Annotated in this window: 14 protein-coding genes; 5 read left to right on the forward strand and 9 right to left on the reverse strand. The window is 62.3% G+C overall.

What is annotated here, in order from left to right; translation table 11 throughout:
* Positions 1 to 793 precede the first annotated feature (793 nt).
* From VF617_RS06675 to VF617_RS06690, 4 genes are all read left to right on the forward strand, one after another.
* A complete protein-coding gene (locus VF617_RS06675; RefSeq protein ID WP_331014094.1) occupies positions 794 to 1,477 on the forward strand; it encodes a hypothetical protein in 684 nt (227 codons plus the stop codon).
* Complete coding sequence (locus tag VF617_RS06680) at positions 1,474 to 3,492, forward strand: type IV secretory system conjugative DNA transfer family protein (protein WP_331014095.1); 2,019 nt, start codon at positions 1,474 to 1,476, stop codon at positions 3,490 to 3,492. Before VF617_RS06675 ends, VF617_RS06680 begins: the two co-directional genes overlap by 4 nt.
* A gap of 125 nt (positions 3,493 to 3,617) precedes the next feature.
* Positions 3,618 to 4,061 carry a DNA N-6-adenine-methyltransferase gene (locus tag VF617_RS06685; protein ID WP_331014096.1) on the forward strand — a complete coding sequence of 148 codons (444 nt, stop codon included), beginning with the start codon at positions 3,618 to 3,620 and terminating at the stop codon, positions 4,059 to 4,061.
* Complete coding sequence (locus tag VF617_RS06690) at positions 4,061 to 5,014, forward strand: replication-relaxation family protein (RefSeq protein ID WP_331014097.1); 954 nt, start codon at positions 4,061 to 4,063, stop codon at positions 5,012 to 5,014. Before VF617_RS06685 ends, VF617_RS06690 begins: the two co-directional genes overlap by 1 nt.
* Before the next feature lie 133 nt (positions 5,015 to 5,147).
* Here the strand turns inward: VF617_RS06690 and VF617_RS06695 are convergent, their stop codons facing one another.
* From VF617_RS06695 to VF617_RS06735, 9 genes are all read right to left on the reverse strand, one after another.
* Entirely contained in the window at positions 5,148 to 5,498 is a 351-nt protein-coding gene (locus VF617_RS06695) for a TrbC/VirB2 family protein (protein WP_331014098.1), read from the reverse strand.
* A 56-nt stretch (positions 5,499 to 5,554) separates the two neighbouring features.
* Complete coding sequence (gene virB11 / locus VF617_RS06700) at positions 5,555 to 6,550, reverse strand: P-type DNA transfer ATPase VirB11 (RefSeq protein ID WP_331014099.1); 996 nt, start codon at positions 6,548 to 6,550, stop codon at positions 5,555 to 5,557.
* Entirely contained in the window at positions 6,547 to 7,236 is a 690-nt protein-coding gene (locus VF617_RS06705; protein ID WP_331014100.1) for a TrbI/VirB10 family protein, read from the reverse strand. The genes virB11 and VF617_RS06705 overlap by 4 nt, the downstream gene beginning before the upstream one ends.
* Before the next feature lie 401 nt (positions 7,237 to 7,637).
* The gene (locus VF617_RS06710; RefSeq protein ID WP_331014101.1) at positions 7,638 to 8,333 is read right to left on the reverse strand and encodes a TrbG/VirB9 family P-type conjugative transfer protein; all 696 of its coding nucleotides are present in this window, start codon (positions 8,331 to 8,333) and stop codon (positions 7,638 to 7,640) included.
* A gap of 1 nt (position 8,334) precedes the next feature.
* Positions 8,335 to 9,105 carry a virB8 family protein gene (locus VF617_RS06715; RefSeq protein ID WP_331014102.1) on the reverse strand — a complete coding sequence of 257 codons (771 nt, stop codon included), beginning with the start codon at positions 9,103 to 9,105 and terminating at the stop codon, positions 8,335 to 8,337.
* Positions 9,102 to 10,334, reverse strand: a complete 1,233-nt coding sequence (locus VF617_RS06720; RefSeq protein ID WP_331014103.1) for a type IV secretion system protein — start codon at positions 10,332 to 10,334, stop codon at positions 9,102 to 9,104. The genes VF617_RS06715 and VF617_RS06720 overlap by 4 nt, the downstream gene beginning before the upstream one ends.
* Positions 10,331 to 12,685: a VirB4 family type IV secretion/conjugal transfer ATPase gene (locus VF617_RS06725; protein WP_331014104.1), complete on the reverse strand. Its 2,355-nt coding sequence runs from the start codon at positions 12,683 to 12,685 to the stop codon at positions 10,331 to 10,333. The genes VF617_RS06720 and VF617_RS06725 overlap by 4 nt, the downstream gene beginning before the upstream one ends.
* The gene (locus tag VF617_RS06730; RefSeq protein ID WP_331014105.1) at positions 12,664 to 12,948 is read right to left on the reverse strand and encodes a type IV secretion system protein VirB3; all 285 of its coding nucleotides are present in this window, start codon (positions 12,946 to 12,948) and stop codon (positions 12,664 to 12,666) included. Before VF617_RS06730 ends, VF617_RS06725 begins: the two co-directional genes overlap by 22 nt.
* Before the next feature lies 1 nt (position 12,949).
* Entirely contained in the window at positions 12,950 to 13,237 is a 288-nt protein-coding gene (locus tag VF617_RS06735) for a TrbC/VirB2 family protein (RefSeq protein ID WP_331014108.1), read from the reverse strand.
* An 867-nt stretch (positions 13,238 to 14,104) separates the two neighbouring features.
* Between VF617_RS06735 and VF617_RS06740 the strand changes: the two genes are divergently transcribed.
* Positions 14,105 to 15,560 (forward strand): hypothetical protein (locus VF617_RS06740; RefSeq protein ID WP_331014106.1); only part of this gene is annotated, 1,456 nt, incomplete at its 3' end.

Below are 15,560 nucleotides of genomic sequence, written 5' to 3' on the forward strand. Positions count from 1 at the left end.
TAGGGAGCCGAAAAACTGCGCGGATCGGCTGAATTTGGGTCGCTAGGCGATCGGCAGTTTATGAGTCTACCGCCTACCGCTAAGCCGCGGACAGTTTCGCCATAGACCACGACTGCCTATTCACCTACGGCATAGGGCTCCCTTTCCTGTATGCCGTAGCGCATGCGGGAAAAGCATCTGAAAGGGCGGCATTTTTCCCGAGCGTTGCGTCCCGACACACAGGGGATTTCCCTAAACAGGGCCGACGGCGATGCCTAAACAGCATCGCCCCTAAATCCCCCCGCGTGTGGTGGCGCCCCAATACGTTCCTCGATCGGCAGTGCCGAGGCAATGGATCCTGACTTCGGATTATGCCCCGAGCTGACCCGCAGCCCTTGAACAAAGTCAATGAAATCGATGTTTGCAAATTGGGCATGTTTGACGCCATCCACCATGGCCCTCCGAACAAATGAGATGACGGGCGGGACCTGAACAGGTTTTTACTCGCGCTGGGTCTCGACCGCCCTCAAAGAACGTGCCGCCAATTTTCACCCCGCAACAATCGCATTGTCGGGCCATATCCTTCCTCCTGGCAATCGACGGCTGTCGATATGAATTGGATCAAAGCAAGTCTCCGCTTCCGCACTTCAGCGTCCCAACTGGCCATATACAGATAGTCGCGCAGCGACCGCAGCGAATATCCGTAGAAAGTAGCCGAAATGGATACAAATATCCGCAATCTGCGCAGCTCTTGACTCTCGCCTTCCGTTGATTTCTTTTATCCTTCTCAAAGGCGAAGTTATTCGGGGGGATAATGCAGCTCAAACTCAAACGCTCGCAACGCGAAGGCGGTCTCGTGTCCGCGGCTGTCATCTTCTGCTTGGATGCTAGGGTCGAGTTCACACCGGCCGAGCAGCAGAACATTAAGCGGTACAAGCTTCAAAAGCAGATGATTTACAACAGCGAGGCGTCACAGAAACATCTCGCCAAAGCCGGTATGCAGATGGCAACCGGAAACGCGCTCGGCAGCGTCAAAGCGCTGGGCTCCCTCGCGCTCGCAGCAATGAAGCTCAACATCAGCATCGAGACCCTCCAGCGCGGGCAGCACATCGAGTGCAAAAGCCTAGACGAGGTGCTTGGTGCAGAAGAGGCGCTTATGACGGCCTGCCAGAACCTCAGAGGCTACCTCGACACCGCGGCTACCTTTGACGGACGCGAAGTGCTCCTGGACTTTTCGAGTGACGAGCCCGCCGTGGTCGCTCAGACAAGCACGCCCGCACCGAAGCTCATTGCCGCCCCACCCGTCGCACGATTGGAGCAGGAAACCGTCGGCCAAGAGAGTTACGCCGGGGTTGCTCCTTCATCGAACGAGGATCTCGCGTCATTCCGTGAGGCCATGACCTCCCTTTGGAATATGATTTGGAATAGGGGGAATCCGCGCCGGTACGTCGCGGTGGCTGTAGTTGCGGTGCTGTTGGTGCTGTTCTCTAATTCGTGACCGACCTCCCCGGCCCCTCCACGTACACGCCCTTCTTCCGTCGGTTCTTCACGGACGAACGTGCGAGGGAGATCCAGGAAACCCAGCAGCTCTATGACTGGGTAAAGCACCATCAGGACGCCTTCACCGAGACGAATGTCACCATAGGCAGGCGCGTCGCCGAGCATTTTGACCACCTCGGCGACACGATGAAGGACCCCCTTATTTACGCGCTATTGGACGTCCTCAACCTGGAGACTCAGCTTTGGGAGCTCCCACCGCCGGACTTTGACCGCATGAACATGAGGGAGTTCGTGGAGTACCGGAACCTCCTCTACGCAAAGCAGTATTTTTTTACCAACCGGACGACGCTTCTTGAGCATTTCGAGGAAGGGCTGGCGCGCATTTTCGGCGGACTGGCGGACGAGCTTCCCCTAACCGAAGACCCGTCGCCTTTCACCATCCCGCTGATCTATGCTCTCCCGCAGCCCGGCCTCCTCATCGATAAGATTTACGGCACTGTCGTTGATGATGCCTATGTCGATCGCGGGCTGTTCAAGAATGTGGGCAACACGCTGTATCGCAACCTCTGCCGGATTTCCGGGCGCGAGCCAGGGGAAGCCTCAAGGAAGCCGTGGAAAAACGCGAGCGACAACCCGCTCCCGCTCGACCAGATGGCGGATCAGTATCTCGCCGGCACGACGTTCCATGAGCTGTTCCAAACCCCCATCCCCCTAAAGCTCACCCACGAAAACCGCTTTTCCCACATGCATATTCTCGGCGGCACGAACGCGGGCAAGACAACCCTCATCGAGAGCCTGATCCACCACGACCTCCAGTCGGACGACCCGCCCAGCATCGTTCTGATCGATCCGCACTCTGATTTGGTCCGCAGGCTCACCCATACCGACCTGGGCCTTGGCGACCGGCTCATCATCATCGACCCCAGGGACATCAAACACCCACCCGCGCTCAATACATTCGCGGTCAACAAGGATCGCTTCGATTCCTACAACGAGGCGACGCAGGAACAGGTGACGGCCGGCGTCATCCAGACGTTCAATTACCTCTTCTCCGGCCTCACGAACCTCACCCTCACCGGCAAACAGGACGTGTTCTTCCGCTATGTCGCGCGGCTGATGCTTTCGATGCCGGATACGATGGGCAGGAACGCCACCATCCTCGACATGATGAAGCTCATGCACGATCCGCCGCAGTACGAGGTTGCGATCGCCGCCCTGCCTGACATCCCCCGTGAATTCTTCCGGCGGGATTTCATGAGCAAGACCTTCGAGCAGACCAAGGAGCAGATACGCTACCGCCTCCAGGCGATCATCGAGAACCCGACCATGGCGCGGCTGTTCACCAGCACCGAGACCAAGGTCGACCTCTTCACCGAACTCAATCGCGGCGCCGTGATCCTGGTCGACACTGCCAAGGATTTCCTCAAGGAGAATTCCTCGACCTTCGGCCGACTGTTCATCTCGCTCGTGCTCCAGGCGGTGCTTGAGCGGGCCGCAATCCGCGAGGCCGACCGCAAGTCGACGTTTCTGATCGTGGACGAGGCGGCCTCATTCTTCAGCAGCAACATCGACGATCTCTTGACCGAGGCCCGGAAGTACAAATGCGGGTGCGTCTTCGCGCACCAGTTTCTGGATCAGGCGACCGGCAGCCTGCGCGCGTCGCTTGCCGCCAACACCACGATCAAGTTTGCGTCGGGCGTTTCCGCGAACGATGCGCGCGCCATGGCGCCGGAAATGCGGACAACCCCCGATTTCATTCTCGACCAGCCACGGTTCCACTTTGCCGCGCACATCAGAAATGTCACCCCGCAGGCAGTGACCATTCCGATTATGCCCGTCGCGGATCAGCGGCAGTTGTCTTCCGCAGAATTCGAGGAGTTGATTGCACGCAATCGGGAACGGGTGTCGCTCACGCCGTTCGGGCGCGGCCGGGAAGCACCGCAGAGCTTCACAATGCGGGAAGAGCAACAGCCTCCCCAGCACCCTGATGAGGATATTTCGCCCGAGTGGTAAAAAAGTGGGGCTGCTCATACCCTGTCAGGGGTGCGCATTTCGCTCAATAACGCGCCATACCAACCGGTTACATCCGCCCATACCATGCATACCAAGCCTGTCCTCCACCGACGAGGGCATACGCCATGGCAATTCACCAATCGCTCTTTTCAAGCCGGACCGACGACTGGCCTACGCCCCAAACCTTCTACGACACCCTCCACGCCGAGTTTGGCTTCACGCTCGATCCGTGCGCTACTCGTGCGAACGCTAAGTGCAGCTCGTATTTCACCAAGGAGCAGGACGGCCTGCACCAGGACTGGGGCCAGCACCGCGTCTTTTGCAATCCGCCATACGGGCGCGCGATGCGTGAGTGGACGCGCAAGTGCTACGAGGCGTCGCAGGCAGGGGCGCTGGTGGTGCTTCTGGCGCACTCCCGCACCGATACGCGCTGGTTCCACGACTGGGTTTACGGCAAGGTGTCCGAAATCCGCTTCGTTCGAGGGCGGCTGCGTTTTGGCGGCGGCGCGCAATCCGCACCATTCCCGTCGCTTGTTGCCGTCTATCGCCCCGCAACCATTGGTCATTAATGAAAACCGACGCGCTCAGCCGGCGCCTGCGGTTTGCGACGCCCAACCCCGTCGTTCGACGGCTTGTTCTTACCGAAGCGGATTTCCGCATCTTCGAAGCCATCGACCGGCACGGCCCGTTGCCGACACACTACCTGTATCAGTTCACCCGCCATCTTCGCAAAGACTACACCCACCTTCAGAACAGGTTGACCGAGTTCTACAACGGCGATGCGCGCGGTATCTTCCTCACGCGCCCGACCCAGCAATTCGCTGGCTTCGAAGCGCGCTATCAGCACATCGTCTATGATCTCGCACCCAGGGCGAAGTCTGTGCTTGCCGATCGGCGGACACTTGCCCGCTTTCCGCCGCGGCGCACCGAACCCTTTCTGCATCAGCTCATGCAGGCGTGCGTCGGCGCGTCGTTTGAACTTACAGCGCCGACCAAGAGGCTTCGCTATATCAGCCGCGACGAGATTTTGACCCGCGTTACGTGCCCGCCAGCAACCAGGGACGCCAAGAATCCTATGGCCATCCCCTTGCCCGGCATGGGCGAGCAGCGAACGCTCGTGCCGGATGACCTGTTCGGCCTTGAGTATCCCGGTGTCGGGTTCCGTTTCTTTGCGGTCGAGATTGACCGGAACACCGAGAGCATCGAGCGTAAGAACCTTGATCAGGCTGCCTTCGGCCGGAAAGTTCAGAGCTACCTCACCGTGCTCAGAAATCAGACGCACCGGACCTATTTCGGGCTGCCGAATTTGAGCGTGCTCACCGTCACGACCAATGCCACCCACGCGCGCAATATACTGGCCTTCATCGAGAAGCGGAACGAGCCGAAATACGCCGATCGCTTCGCCTTCGCGTCCGAACCTTCCTTCGGCGCGAACTGGCGCGTGCCGCGAGAGGTGCTTTCGTACCTCCTAGACGAACCGTGGCTGACCCCCGTCGGCGCGAAGGATATCGCTATCCCGTAATCTCATCGGACGGGCATCGCAGATGATGGCAGGCAGGTTGCCCCCACCGCACCAGGGCATCTTGCACTCTCGGACTTTATTTATGAGGGGAGAGAAAGAGGAGCACATCAGGCGTCCACTCGCGCGAGGGCGTCTAGCGCTGAGGCACCGATGCTCCAGCATACGGGTCATAGCCGGGGGCAGGACTGGGCTGGGGTGAGGCGTGCGGCGGAGATCCGGCGTTCCCGCCGCGAGGTGCGGGATATTGGCGCGCCGCGTCGCCGGCAAGGGTCGCCATCGCTTGTATGCCTGCGGCGATGCTGGACGCGCCGAACAGGATGAAGCAGCCCAGCAACACCGTGGCGCCGCGTCGCAAAGGCATTCGCCCCGACAGCATCATCAGGCCGATACTCGCGACCGCGATCAGCGCGATACTGGTAGCGACCGTGCCCAGGATCGTGCCCTGAAGCCACGAGACCGCCGCGAGAAGCGGGCTCGCGCCCACCGGTTCCGATAAAGGCGGTCCGGAGAACGACACCAAGCTCGGCAGCAGGCAGCATCTCATGCCAGCAGAACTTCGGAGACACGTCGGCAGCCGTCGATGCGGTCGAGCTGGACGTACACATCCACGGTGCTCTTCACATAGTGGCGCACGTCTTCGCTTCCCAGCCGCGTGCCGGCCTGGAGCACCAGCAGGACGATCTGCTCGACCGCGCGCTCGGCGGAATCCGCATGGACAGAGGTCATCGATCCCGGATGCCCGGTGTTGACCGCGCGCAGGAATGTGTAGGCCTCGTCACCCCGCAATTCGCCGAGGATGATGCGGTCGGGACGCATGCGCAGCGACGCGGCGAGCAGGTCTGTCGCGCTCACCCGCGCCTCGCCAAGTTCGCCGCGCACGGCCAGCAAGCCAACCAGATTATCGTGGTGCTGATGGAGCTCGGGCGTATCCTCGATCAGGATGAGCCGCTCCTCGGCGGGTATCTCGCGGATCAGCGCGTTGAGGAATGTGGTTTTGCCCGTCGAAGTGCCGCCGGACACCAGGATGTTCTTGCGCCCGCGCACTGCGGCGGCAAGCATCCCGGCCACGTCGCCGGCCCCCAGCATCTCCGCGAGCCGCGCGCCGATCCCGGCCTTGCCCGGATCGGTCCCGCGCCGCGTCGTCTCGAACGCACCGGCTGCGACGTAATCCGCGAGCTTGAGGTCGGAAGAAACATGCTTGCGGATCGCGACCGCCATCGGTCCGCGCGTCGCGGGAGGCGCGACGATCTGGATGCGCGCGCCATCGGGAAGTGCTGCGGATAGCAATGGATACTCGCGGCTGATGCCCTGGTGCGACAGCGCCGCGATCTGGCGCGCCAACCGGTCGAGCGTCGCACTGTCGAGCGCGGGAGCGTCATGCCGCTCGACCGCGCCGCCCAGCGTCTCCACCCAGATTTCCCCAGGCCGATTGACGTAGATGTCGGTCACGTCGATGCGCGCCAGCATGCCCGTCAACGGCGCGAGGTAGGAGCGCAGATAAACTTGTCCCTCGACTTCCAGAGGGGCGCTGCTCACCGGCTCTCTACGCCGGTAAAATCCAGGTCCCGCGCTACGAAGACGGAAATGCTGGTGGCCGCCCGGACCTTCAGCGTCGGCCTGACCTGGGCGGACGTGGTGGCGGGGGCGCTGCCCTGAAGCGAGCCCGGCAATGCCACGATCAGTGGGGAGTTCGCCGAGCGGGCGACCAGATTCGCGCCCACATCAAGCGCCGATCGCAATATCGCGCCTGAAAAGCGTTCGAAGAAATGGCTGTTCACGCTTGCGCGGATGCCGCCACGGCCCAGCGGGTCGCCTGCGGGCGATCCGATCGCGATCGTGGCGCCATCGGGCCGTATCAGCCGAAGCCAGTTCACCAGCATCCGGTTCTGCCCCGCCTCGGTCCGCGAATCATATTCCCCGATCAAGCGGCTGCCACGCGGGATCAGCACGCGGCTCCCGTCGAATCCGCGGATATCTCGCGAGACGATCGCGCGCGCGAGCCCAGGCCGGGAGGAATCCAGCGCGGTCTCCAGCACGGCGGAGATCAGGGTGCCCTGAGGGACTGTCGTTGCCCGGTTCGCGAGGACTCCCGCGCCGGCGCGCGATCCAGCTATCGTGCTCTGCGCTGAGCTGGCGCCGTCCGCAGTGCTCGCCTGTCCGTCATTCGCAGCGCTGGATTCCGGGCTTGTCGTGTCGATCACAACGGTTGGCGCACCCGACATCCTCGCGGGCTGCGGGGAAGGTGCCGGTGCCGGGGCAGGTTGGGGAATGTAGATTGTCGTGGGAGACGCGGGAGGCGCTGACGTGGGTCTGTAGACGACGGGTGGCGCTGCTACGATCAGAGGTGGCGGACTTGGCGGCAGGACAGGCGCAGGGGCGAACTCGGGAGGCACGTAGAGGAGAGGCGGAGGGGCAGCGCTTGTTAGCGCATCGGCGGGCCGCGGACGCACCGCAGGCGCCGTCAGCGACTTGCGCCGCGCGTCCAGTATGAGGAACAGCACAAGGCCCAAGAGCAGCATGGCGACGGCGATTGCCCAGGCTGGCGCCCCTGCTCGGCTCGGCGCGACGAGCGGAAGCATGTTGGGTTCGACCCCCGTGCGAGGATCGGTGGGAGCGGTCGCCATCAGCGCCTGTCCTCCAGGCGCATGGCACCCGCGCTGCGGCGATCAATGCGAAAGACGAGGCGGGGCTGGACGCTGTCGATAACCATGCGCCCTTCGCGCATCATTCCGTTGACCAGGCTTTCCTGCCCCTGATCGTTGGGCGCATAGATCGCCGGCAGGGGCCTATCCGGCGGCCATTCGATATAAGTGTGCGTCCCGTCGTCATGCATACCGCTAGGCCTGAGCGACAGTTCGCCACTCAATTTGTAGCGGCCTGACGAGGCGCTGGCGGCGGCATTCTCGGGCGCTGCGGGAACTGGCGGCGGATAACGAAACTGGACCGAATAGGCCATGTCGGGCTGCGGTTCGGACAGGGATGCCAGTTCGAAGGCATAGACCCTGGCGTCGGTCACCACCGTCATATTGGTGGTCCCGCCTTGCTGGAGGGGTTTGACGAACAGCCGGTCGCCGCGCTTGTTCGCAGTCACTTGCCAGGCCGAGCCGTCACCCACCGCGACCGTTTCGATATGCTCGTCGGGCGCGAATTCCACGCTGATCTGGTAGCCAGGGGCCGATTGCAGGATCACAACTTGGTCGACGATGTAGTCGACCGACTGGATGTGCGGATTGCCCGCCCCCGGCTGCGGCCGTATCTGGCTATGGGCGACCGCCGGCCAAAGCAGCATTGCCAGGCATGCGATGGCGACGGATCGCATCCTAGCCTCCCACCGGGGCTGCGCCAGGCAACGCTCGCTGGGCTGGCGCCGGGCCGGGAGAAGGCGGTGCGGTCGCGGGCTCGACCGCGCGAGGCAGCGCTTCGGCATTGCGCTGATATCGAGTGACTTCGAACCCGAGCGGGTTGATGAAGCGGTCCTCGATGCTCATCGGCTCTCCCGAATAGCGATAGCGAATGACCGCGACCCAGGCGCGCGGCTGGTGGGGCTGAGCGCCGGCATCGCGCTGCACCGTTTCGAAGCGCACCATGGCGGAATTGGCGCCCAGCGGCGAAACGCTTTTCACTTGCGTCTCGACTAGCGTGTTGCGCGGGAGCCGCGCGAGCGGACTGTCGGGATTCGATGCCTGAACGCTGGACACATAAGCATTGCGCGCACTGCCTTCGGACCAGAGCGAGACCTTGCGGTAATTGGCCTGCAGCGCAGCGATATCGAAACTCTCGCGCGCGATCACATATTGGACGAGGAAGGACTGAGTGAGCGCGGTGTTACCGCTCACCAGTTGCGCATCCAGCGGCTTGAGCGCCTGGACGAACCCAGTCTGCTTATCGACTAGCAACGTATAGGGCTCGACGGTCTTCAGCGGTGTCAGCATCACCAGCGCGAGTGCTTCCATCAGCGCCACCGCCACCGCAGCCCCGGCGATGATCCAGGCGGTGCGGCGAGATGCCCGAAGCATCGCCTGGCGGTCGTCCGCCCAGCTCCCGGCCTCGCGGTAATAAGCGTCGAGCGCTTCACGAGCCTTGGGCTTCATTGGCGGCCGTCCCGGCGCCCGGCGCTGGCGGACACGCGACTTTGCGTTCTGCGGCGATTGCCCTGTCCAAGCGGTGAATGCGTCGGCTGAGGCAGGTCGCGCGGCGGCGATTGAGAGGCATTGCGCGAGGGCGCACCGACGGCACGAACCCCGACTGACTCGCGACGCTGCATATTCACGACGGACTCCGATATCACCGCCGCGCGCGAAAGCTGCTCATTGGCGGGCTGCGAGCGCCTTTCCATCCCTGTTGCGCGAGCCGTGGCTGTTTCGCGCAAATTTGCCGCGAATTGTTGTGAGGCTATGCGCCAAGGGCCGGGCAGCCGAAAACCGATCATGATCCGTGCGGCCATGCCAAGCCCGCCTACCAACCCGAATGCGAAACCAAGCGCCACGACCAGCAATTCGGTGGCCGCGCCGCCGATCGGGAGTTCGGCCTGCCGCTGCGCGATCAGACTGGCCAGCCACGGCTCGATCAGCGCAAGCTCCACGCCGAGCAGCATTGTTACTGCCACCGCTCCAATCGCGGCTGCAGCGAGCGCGCGTATCCAGCCTTCGAACAAGCCTCGCGTGCCTTCGAACAGCAGAAAGGCAATGAAGAGCGGCCCGAGCGCCAGCAGGAGTCCGGCTATCAGCCGCACCGAGGCGAAGCCGGCGATCGTCGCGGTCAGGAAAGTCAGGCGCGCGGTTCCCAGCGCAAATGCGCCAAACACGCTTGGCGGTTCAGCTACGGGCTCGGTGACCAGCACGTTCCGCCCGCCGACATTGCGAACGCGGCTCGCAAGGTTCACGGGGCCAGGGCCAAGCTGCCCCAGGATCAAAAAGCTGCTGTCGACCTGCCCGAGCCGCTCGATCAGTCCGCCGTCCGCACTGGGAATGCCGGCGGGTTTCCCGACTTCCGATACGAGTTCGGCGGGTCCATTGAATGCCACATCGTAGACCAACGTCCGATATGCGGGCCAGCTGGTCGCCAGCGCGAGGACGATGCCGATCTTCGCGAACGCGACCACGCCGTCGCGCACGCTCGGCGCTTCGCCGAGCAGGAGACGATAGCCCCAGAACGCGACGAACAAGGTAAGCATTCCCGTTAGCAGCAGCGACAAAGGTGACCCCGGCGCGGCGAGCGCCTGATAGCCTTGCGCGCCGATCATCTGCGCCTGGCAATCGACAAAGCCGAGCACGCTCTGAAGAAAGGCGCCGTCCGCCACGCCGGGGCACGTCGAGTTCATGCCACTTCCAACAAGCGCGGAAGCCATTCGGCGGGATCATCGCCATTGGCCGCGCGGATCTCGTCCAGCAATCGCACCGTGCGCTCGCGGCCGGACAAGATCGTCAGCAGATCCTGTTCGCCGCTGAGATTGAGCCGGGCGACGACGCTTTCGTTGCCATGCTTGATGAGGAAGCAATGCGCCGAATCCGGGAGCGTACGAACGAGTTCGTATTCGTGCGAAGTGAGGCCGAATCCGTTCACATAATCGACTGCGCGCGCCTTGGGGTTGGCCATGAAGATCTGCGTGGCCGCCTGCTCAATGATTGCGCTGGCGATCCGGCTCTCGAGGGCATCCTGCGCGCTCTGCGTCGCGAAGCCGACGATCCCGTTGCGCTTGCGGATCGTCTTCTCCCAATCCTTGATCCGCCGCACGAACACATCGTCGTCGAGCGCTTTCCAGCCTTCGTCGACGACGATGATCGCCGGCGTGCCGTCCAGCCGCTCTTCGACACGGTGGAAGAGGTACATCATTGCCGGCGTGCGCATGACGGGATCGTCCAGGATCTGCGTCATGTCGAATCCGACGGTATCGGCTGTGAGGTCTATTTCATCGCGGACATTGTCGAACAGCCAGGCACGTTCGCCGTCGCCCCACCAGGGACGCAGGCGTGACCAGAGATCGGCGGCATGCGGGCGGTGCCCGCCGCGAAACAGTTCAGCGAGATAGCCCAGCTTTCGCCGCTCGATCGCCTGCGCGAAATTGGCGTCGACTGCGTCCTTGATTTGCGCGGTTTCTTCGATACTGACGCCGCCCGCGAGCAGTGCGACCCAATCGATCAGGAATTGACGATTGGCGGGCGTCTCTTCGATCTGGAGCGGATTGAGGCCCGATGGCACACCAGGGCGCAGCAGATCATAGCGCCCGCCGATGGCGCGTAGGAATAGTTCGGCGCCGCGGTCTTTGTCGAAAAAGATGATCCGCGGCGCGAACTTTCGCGCCTGGGCGAGCAGGAAGTTCAGCACAACCGTCTTGCCTGAGCCTGAGGGGCCGATGACAGTGAAGTTGCCGAGATCGCCCTGGTGGAAGTTGAAATAATAGGGACCCGCCGCGGTGGTCTCCAGCAGCGTCACGGCTTCGCCCCAATGGTTTCCCATAGCCTTGCCGTGAGGCAGATTGTGCCCGCTCGCGAACCCCGCAAAGTTGCTGGTCGAAATCATTCCCCGGCGCGCGATATATTTGAAGTTGGCGGGAAACTGCGCCCAGAAAGCGGATTCTAGCGCGATGTCCTCGCGCACCGCCATGATCCCCATCTCGCCCAGCGTCGCCTGTACCTCCGAGACTGACTGATCGACGCCGGCGATACTGTCGGCGCGCACCGCGATCGTCATATGATGCTCGCCAAAGCCCGCGCGGCCCGCTGCGACATCGTCCTTCGCATTGGCCAGATCGGCGCGCAGGCTCATCGCCTCGTCCTCCGCCGAGCGCATGCGCCTGAGCGCGAGGTTCATCTTCGATAGCGCGGCCTGGCGATCGACGAAACCGAAGCTCTGGGAGATCGTCAACTCGAACGGGAGCCGGAGCAGTTCATCGAGCATGCCCGGAGCAGTCTGCCCTGGATAATCCTTGATCGAGACCAGCCCGAGAAAGCTACGCGGCAATGCGCCGGTGGGTCCGAGCTCGACCGTTTCCTGCCCGAAGCTGACACGTCGATAGGGCAGATAGGCCCCGAGATCCTGCATCGGCAGGAGCACCGGGCGCATCTCGCCATTATATAGCGACGACAGGAACTCCAGGGGCTCGGAGCAGGGGCCGGCGGGCGTTCGATACACGCCGAGCAGCCGCGGCTCATAGCTCCCCAAAGCAGCGAGAAGCGCATCGCGCGCGGCGTCGAGCTGCCTCAGCTCGCTTTGCGCATCTAGTTCGGAAGTGTTGCCGCGGAGCCGGTCGAGCAGCCCGATGCGCCCCTGAATCGGCCGGCGCACCAGCGTCAGGAACAGATCGTTGACGTAGAGCTTCTTGTCCGCGAGACGCGCCCGCCAGGTCGCATCGAGCTGCGCTGAAAAGGCGTCCGGAAACTCGGCAACCAGTTCGGCGTGGCTCTGTCGCCGGAGGACATGGCTGTAGACCGCGAAGCGCGAAGACCCGATCGATTGCAGCATCGCATCGCGCAGCCGCTTGCGATAATTGACTTCCTCGGTGTCCGCCGTCTCGAACAGCAGGCCGCGCATATGGATCACTTGCAGGAGCAGACCGTCGCGGGTCGCGATCGTGTGATCGTCCAAATGCCGGCCATACGGCAGATGCCGTCCCGCCGGCGCTTCGCGCTCGACCGCTCGCGGATCGATGCTCAGGGGCGGTAGGAGTTGCATCGCCAGATCGCATGATTGCGGACGCGGGGGCATCGGCCGATTCGGGCCAGCCAGAGATCGAAGAAGCGAGGCTCGCGCAAGCACAGCACCATGCCGGCCAGGTGGATCACCAGCGCTGCCGCCAAGACCCAGGCCGATTTGAAAATCAGGAACAGTTCGGTCGCAGCCACCGCGTTGGCGACGAAATAGCTGTACGTGACGCCGGCGAACATCTGTGGTCGCGTGAGCGCGACGAAGAGCGGGTCCACCTCCAGTCCGTTCACGTCACTGGCCCATCTGGGCGGTCGATTGGATACCCGCGACAATGCTGGCGGCTCCGAAGAGGATGAAGCAGCCCAGGATCACCGTCGCGCCATAGCGCCAGTTGATTCGTCCGGTGAGCATCAGGAATCCCACCGACGCGACCGCAATGACCGCGACGACGGTTGCGATGGTGCCCAACAAGGTGCCCTCAAGCCAATGCACCGCCGAGACGATCACCCCCGAACCGGCGGGGTCTCCGCTCAGCCCTGCCAGCGCTACTGAGGGGCACAAGACCGCCGAGCCCAGCAAGGAAAGCGAGCAAAACCATTTTGTGCGCAGGATGTGGGTCACCTTTCCCCCTTAGCGATTCGTTCAGAGGATCATGACGAACTCGCACAAAGAAACCAAGGCTTTAACAGTGTGCACCCGGACGAGCCGATCATCCTTAGCAAGTTCTATGTATCATGTTTCTTCGCCCACCCCTCAAGAGCAAGAAAACCGGTTAAGAGATAACTCAATCGGCGCAGTTTTAGGGGCCGCACCCCCCGCTCCGAAACGGGAGGGAAATTTTTCACATCCTCAGCTTCCGCTTGCATGCTGTCATAAGGATCCCGCAGCCTGGGGAGAAAACCTTCGCTTAGAAGAAAAACGGTCGAACGACGACATGTCGATCGAGCAAAATGTGGTCGTTATGAACGGATATTTTTCGCGTTTTCGTTACCCTCCCCTTGCGTTGCACGATTTGTGAGCATCCTAATGGGAAGAGCAAAACATTCGAGTCGGGGGGCTTAGCATGCGCGAAATACTATGCGGGGCCATACTCGTCTCATTGCTTGCGGGAATGGCGATTTCTGCCACTGGATCAGGCGCGCCACTTGGCAACGAAACGGTCACCTATGCCTATGACGAACTCGGGCGCCTGACCGGCAGCACAATCACGGGCGGACCCAACAACACGAGGACAACGGGCACCTGCTTCGATCGCGCAGGCAACCGAATGCGTTACGACATGGCAACCTCTGCGCCTTCGACGTGCCCAACGCCATCCCCGACGCCGACGCCCTCACCTTGAGATGACTTAGGCGGCCGCGCCGGCGGTTAAGGACAGCGAACAGCTACGCGCGACACAATTGGGACAATCTTTCCAGTTCGGCTGCATCTTTCGGGGGACAAGATTTGAGAGGCCACCAGCTATTTCTATCAACATGCGCCAGTCTGCTTGGGCTCGTACCGGGCCATGGGCGGGCGCAGGATATTATCCCTCCTAAGACCTATACGACCTCGCCCACCGGCATCAATCTGGCCGATGCCAGCTTCACTTATTCGAAAACCGATATCGCGATCGGGATGCTCAAGCTCGAGCGCTTCCATGTCGGCAGCTACGATACCGATCCCAACACGATGTTCTTCGGCAAGCACACCAGCCACAATTTCGATATCTACGTCGGGCGGCGCGTAGTCGGCGCCAACGACTATCGCGCGATCGTCCACATGGGCACGAGCGCGAGCGGCACCTACTATGAAGGCGCGAGCAGCATCTCGCCGGGCAACCGAGACGCGGAATCTGGCACGCTGGTCAAGACCAGCGGCAACTATGTCTACACCGACCAGGCCGGCACGGTATACGCCTTCACGTCCTCGGTCCCCGCGGCCGGCGCCGTCACCGGGACGGGCTCGCAGCGCGTTTCTACCATCACCTTCCCGGATGGACGCGTGCAGACCTTCTCCTATGTCTCGGGCCAGCTCAAGCTGGTGAGCGACACCGCGGGCTATGCGATCGTCTTCGAATACGGCTCGAACGGGCGGGTCTCAGCGGCATGCGGCTTCAACCTGTCGCAGACCTATGTGACCACTTCGACCAGCTGCTCCGGGGCGCCGCTGGCCACGAGTTACGGCTATAGCGGCACCACGCTCACCAGCACGACCGACGTGACCAACCAGACCACCAGCTACACCTGGGGCACGTATGGCATCACCTGCGTCACCCCGCCGGGCTATTCCACCTGCAAGATCGCCAACAGCTATCTCGGCACGCAGGTCAACCAGCAGACACTCGCGGACGGCAGTGTATGGCTATTCGGCGCGGACCTCGCGGCGGGCTACACCGTCGACGAAAGCACCGAATATCCCAACGGATCGAACAATGGCGGCTATGTCGATCCGAACGGCAAGTATTACGGCATGTGGTTCACCAAATCGACGCCCTATTCGGTGACCGATCCCAACGGTAACACGACCGAGTTCCGTTTCATGGGCGCGAGGGACTATCATTCGACCACGCTGAACACGCCCATGTCCGAAGGCTCGCTGATGACCGAGGCGACGCTGCCGGAGGGCAACAAATATGTCGCCACCTATGACGGCTCGAACAACATCACCAAGCAGGAGATGCAGGCCAAGCCAGGAAGTGGCCTTGCCGATCTGGAAGTAGAGTTCGGCTATAATTACTCCGGCACGCCGCAAAACCGCGCTAAACCGGTGTGGAAGAAGAACGCCAAGGGTAATCAGACAGACTACGCGCATAATAGCTGGGGTGGAATCACAAGCGAGATGCAGCCCGCGCCCAGCTCGGGCGCGGCACGCCCGCTCAAGCTCTACGACTATGTGCAGAAATACGCGTACGTAAAAAACT

Source organism: Sphingomonas sp., assembly GCF_036388215.1.
GTDB lineage: Bacteria > Pseudomonadota > Alphaproteobacteria > Sphingomonadales > Sphingomonadaceae > Sphingomonas.

Excerpts from the sequence above, each read along its gene's own strand:
- VF617_RS06675 (WP_331014094.1), top strand. The coding sequence starts at position 794 with ATGCAGCTCAAACTCAAACGCTCGCAACGCGAAGGCGGTCTCGTGTCC.
- VF617_RS06685 (WP_331014096.1), top strand. The coding sequence starts at position 3,618 with ATGGCAATTCACCAATCGCTCTTTTCAAGCCGGACCGACGACTGGCCT.
- VF617_RS06690 (WP_331014097.1), top strand. The coding sequence starts at position 4,061 with ATGAAAACCGACGCGCTCAGCCGGCGCCTGCGGTTTGCGACGCCCAAC.
- VF617_RS06705 (WP_331014100.1), bottom strand. The coding sequence starts at position 7,236 with ATGTCGGGTGCGCCAACCGTTGTGATCGACACGACAAGCCCGGAATCC.
- VF617_RS06710 (WP_331014101.1), bottom strand. The coding sequence starts at position 8,333 with ATGCGATCCGTCGCCATCGCATGCCTGGCAATGCTGCTTTGGCCGGCG.
- VF617_RS06715 (WP_331014102.1), bottom strand. The coding sequence starts at position 9,105 with ATGAAGCCCAAGGCTCGTGAAGCGCTCGACGCTTATTACCGCGAGGCC.
- VF617_RS06720 (WP_331014103.1), bottom strand. The coding sequence starts at position 10,334 with ATGAACTCGACGTGCCCCGGCGTGGCGGACGGCGCCTTTCTTCAGAGC.
- VF617_RS06725 (WP_331014104.1), bottom strand. The coding sequence starts at position 12,685 with ATGCAACTCCTACCGCCCCTGAGCATCGATCCGCGAGCGGTCGAGCGC.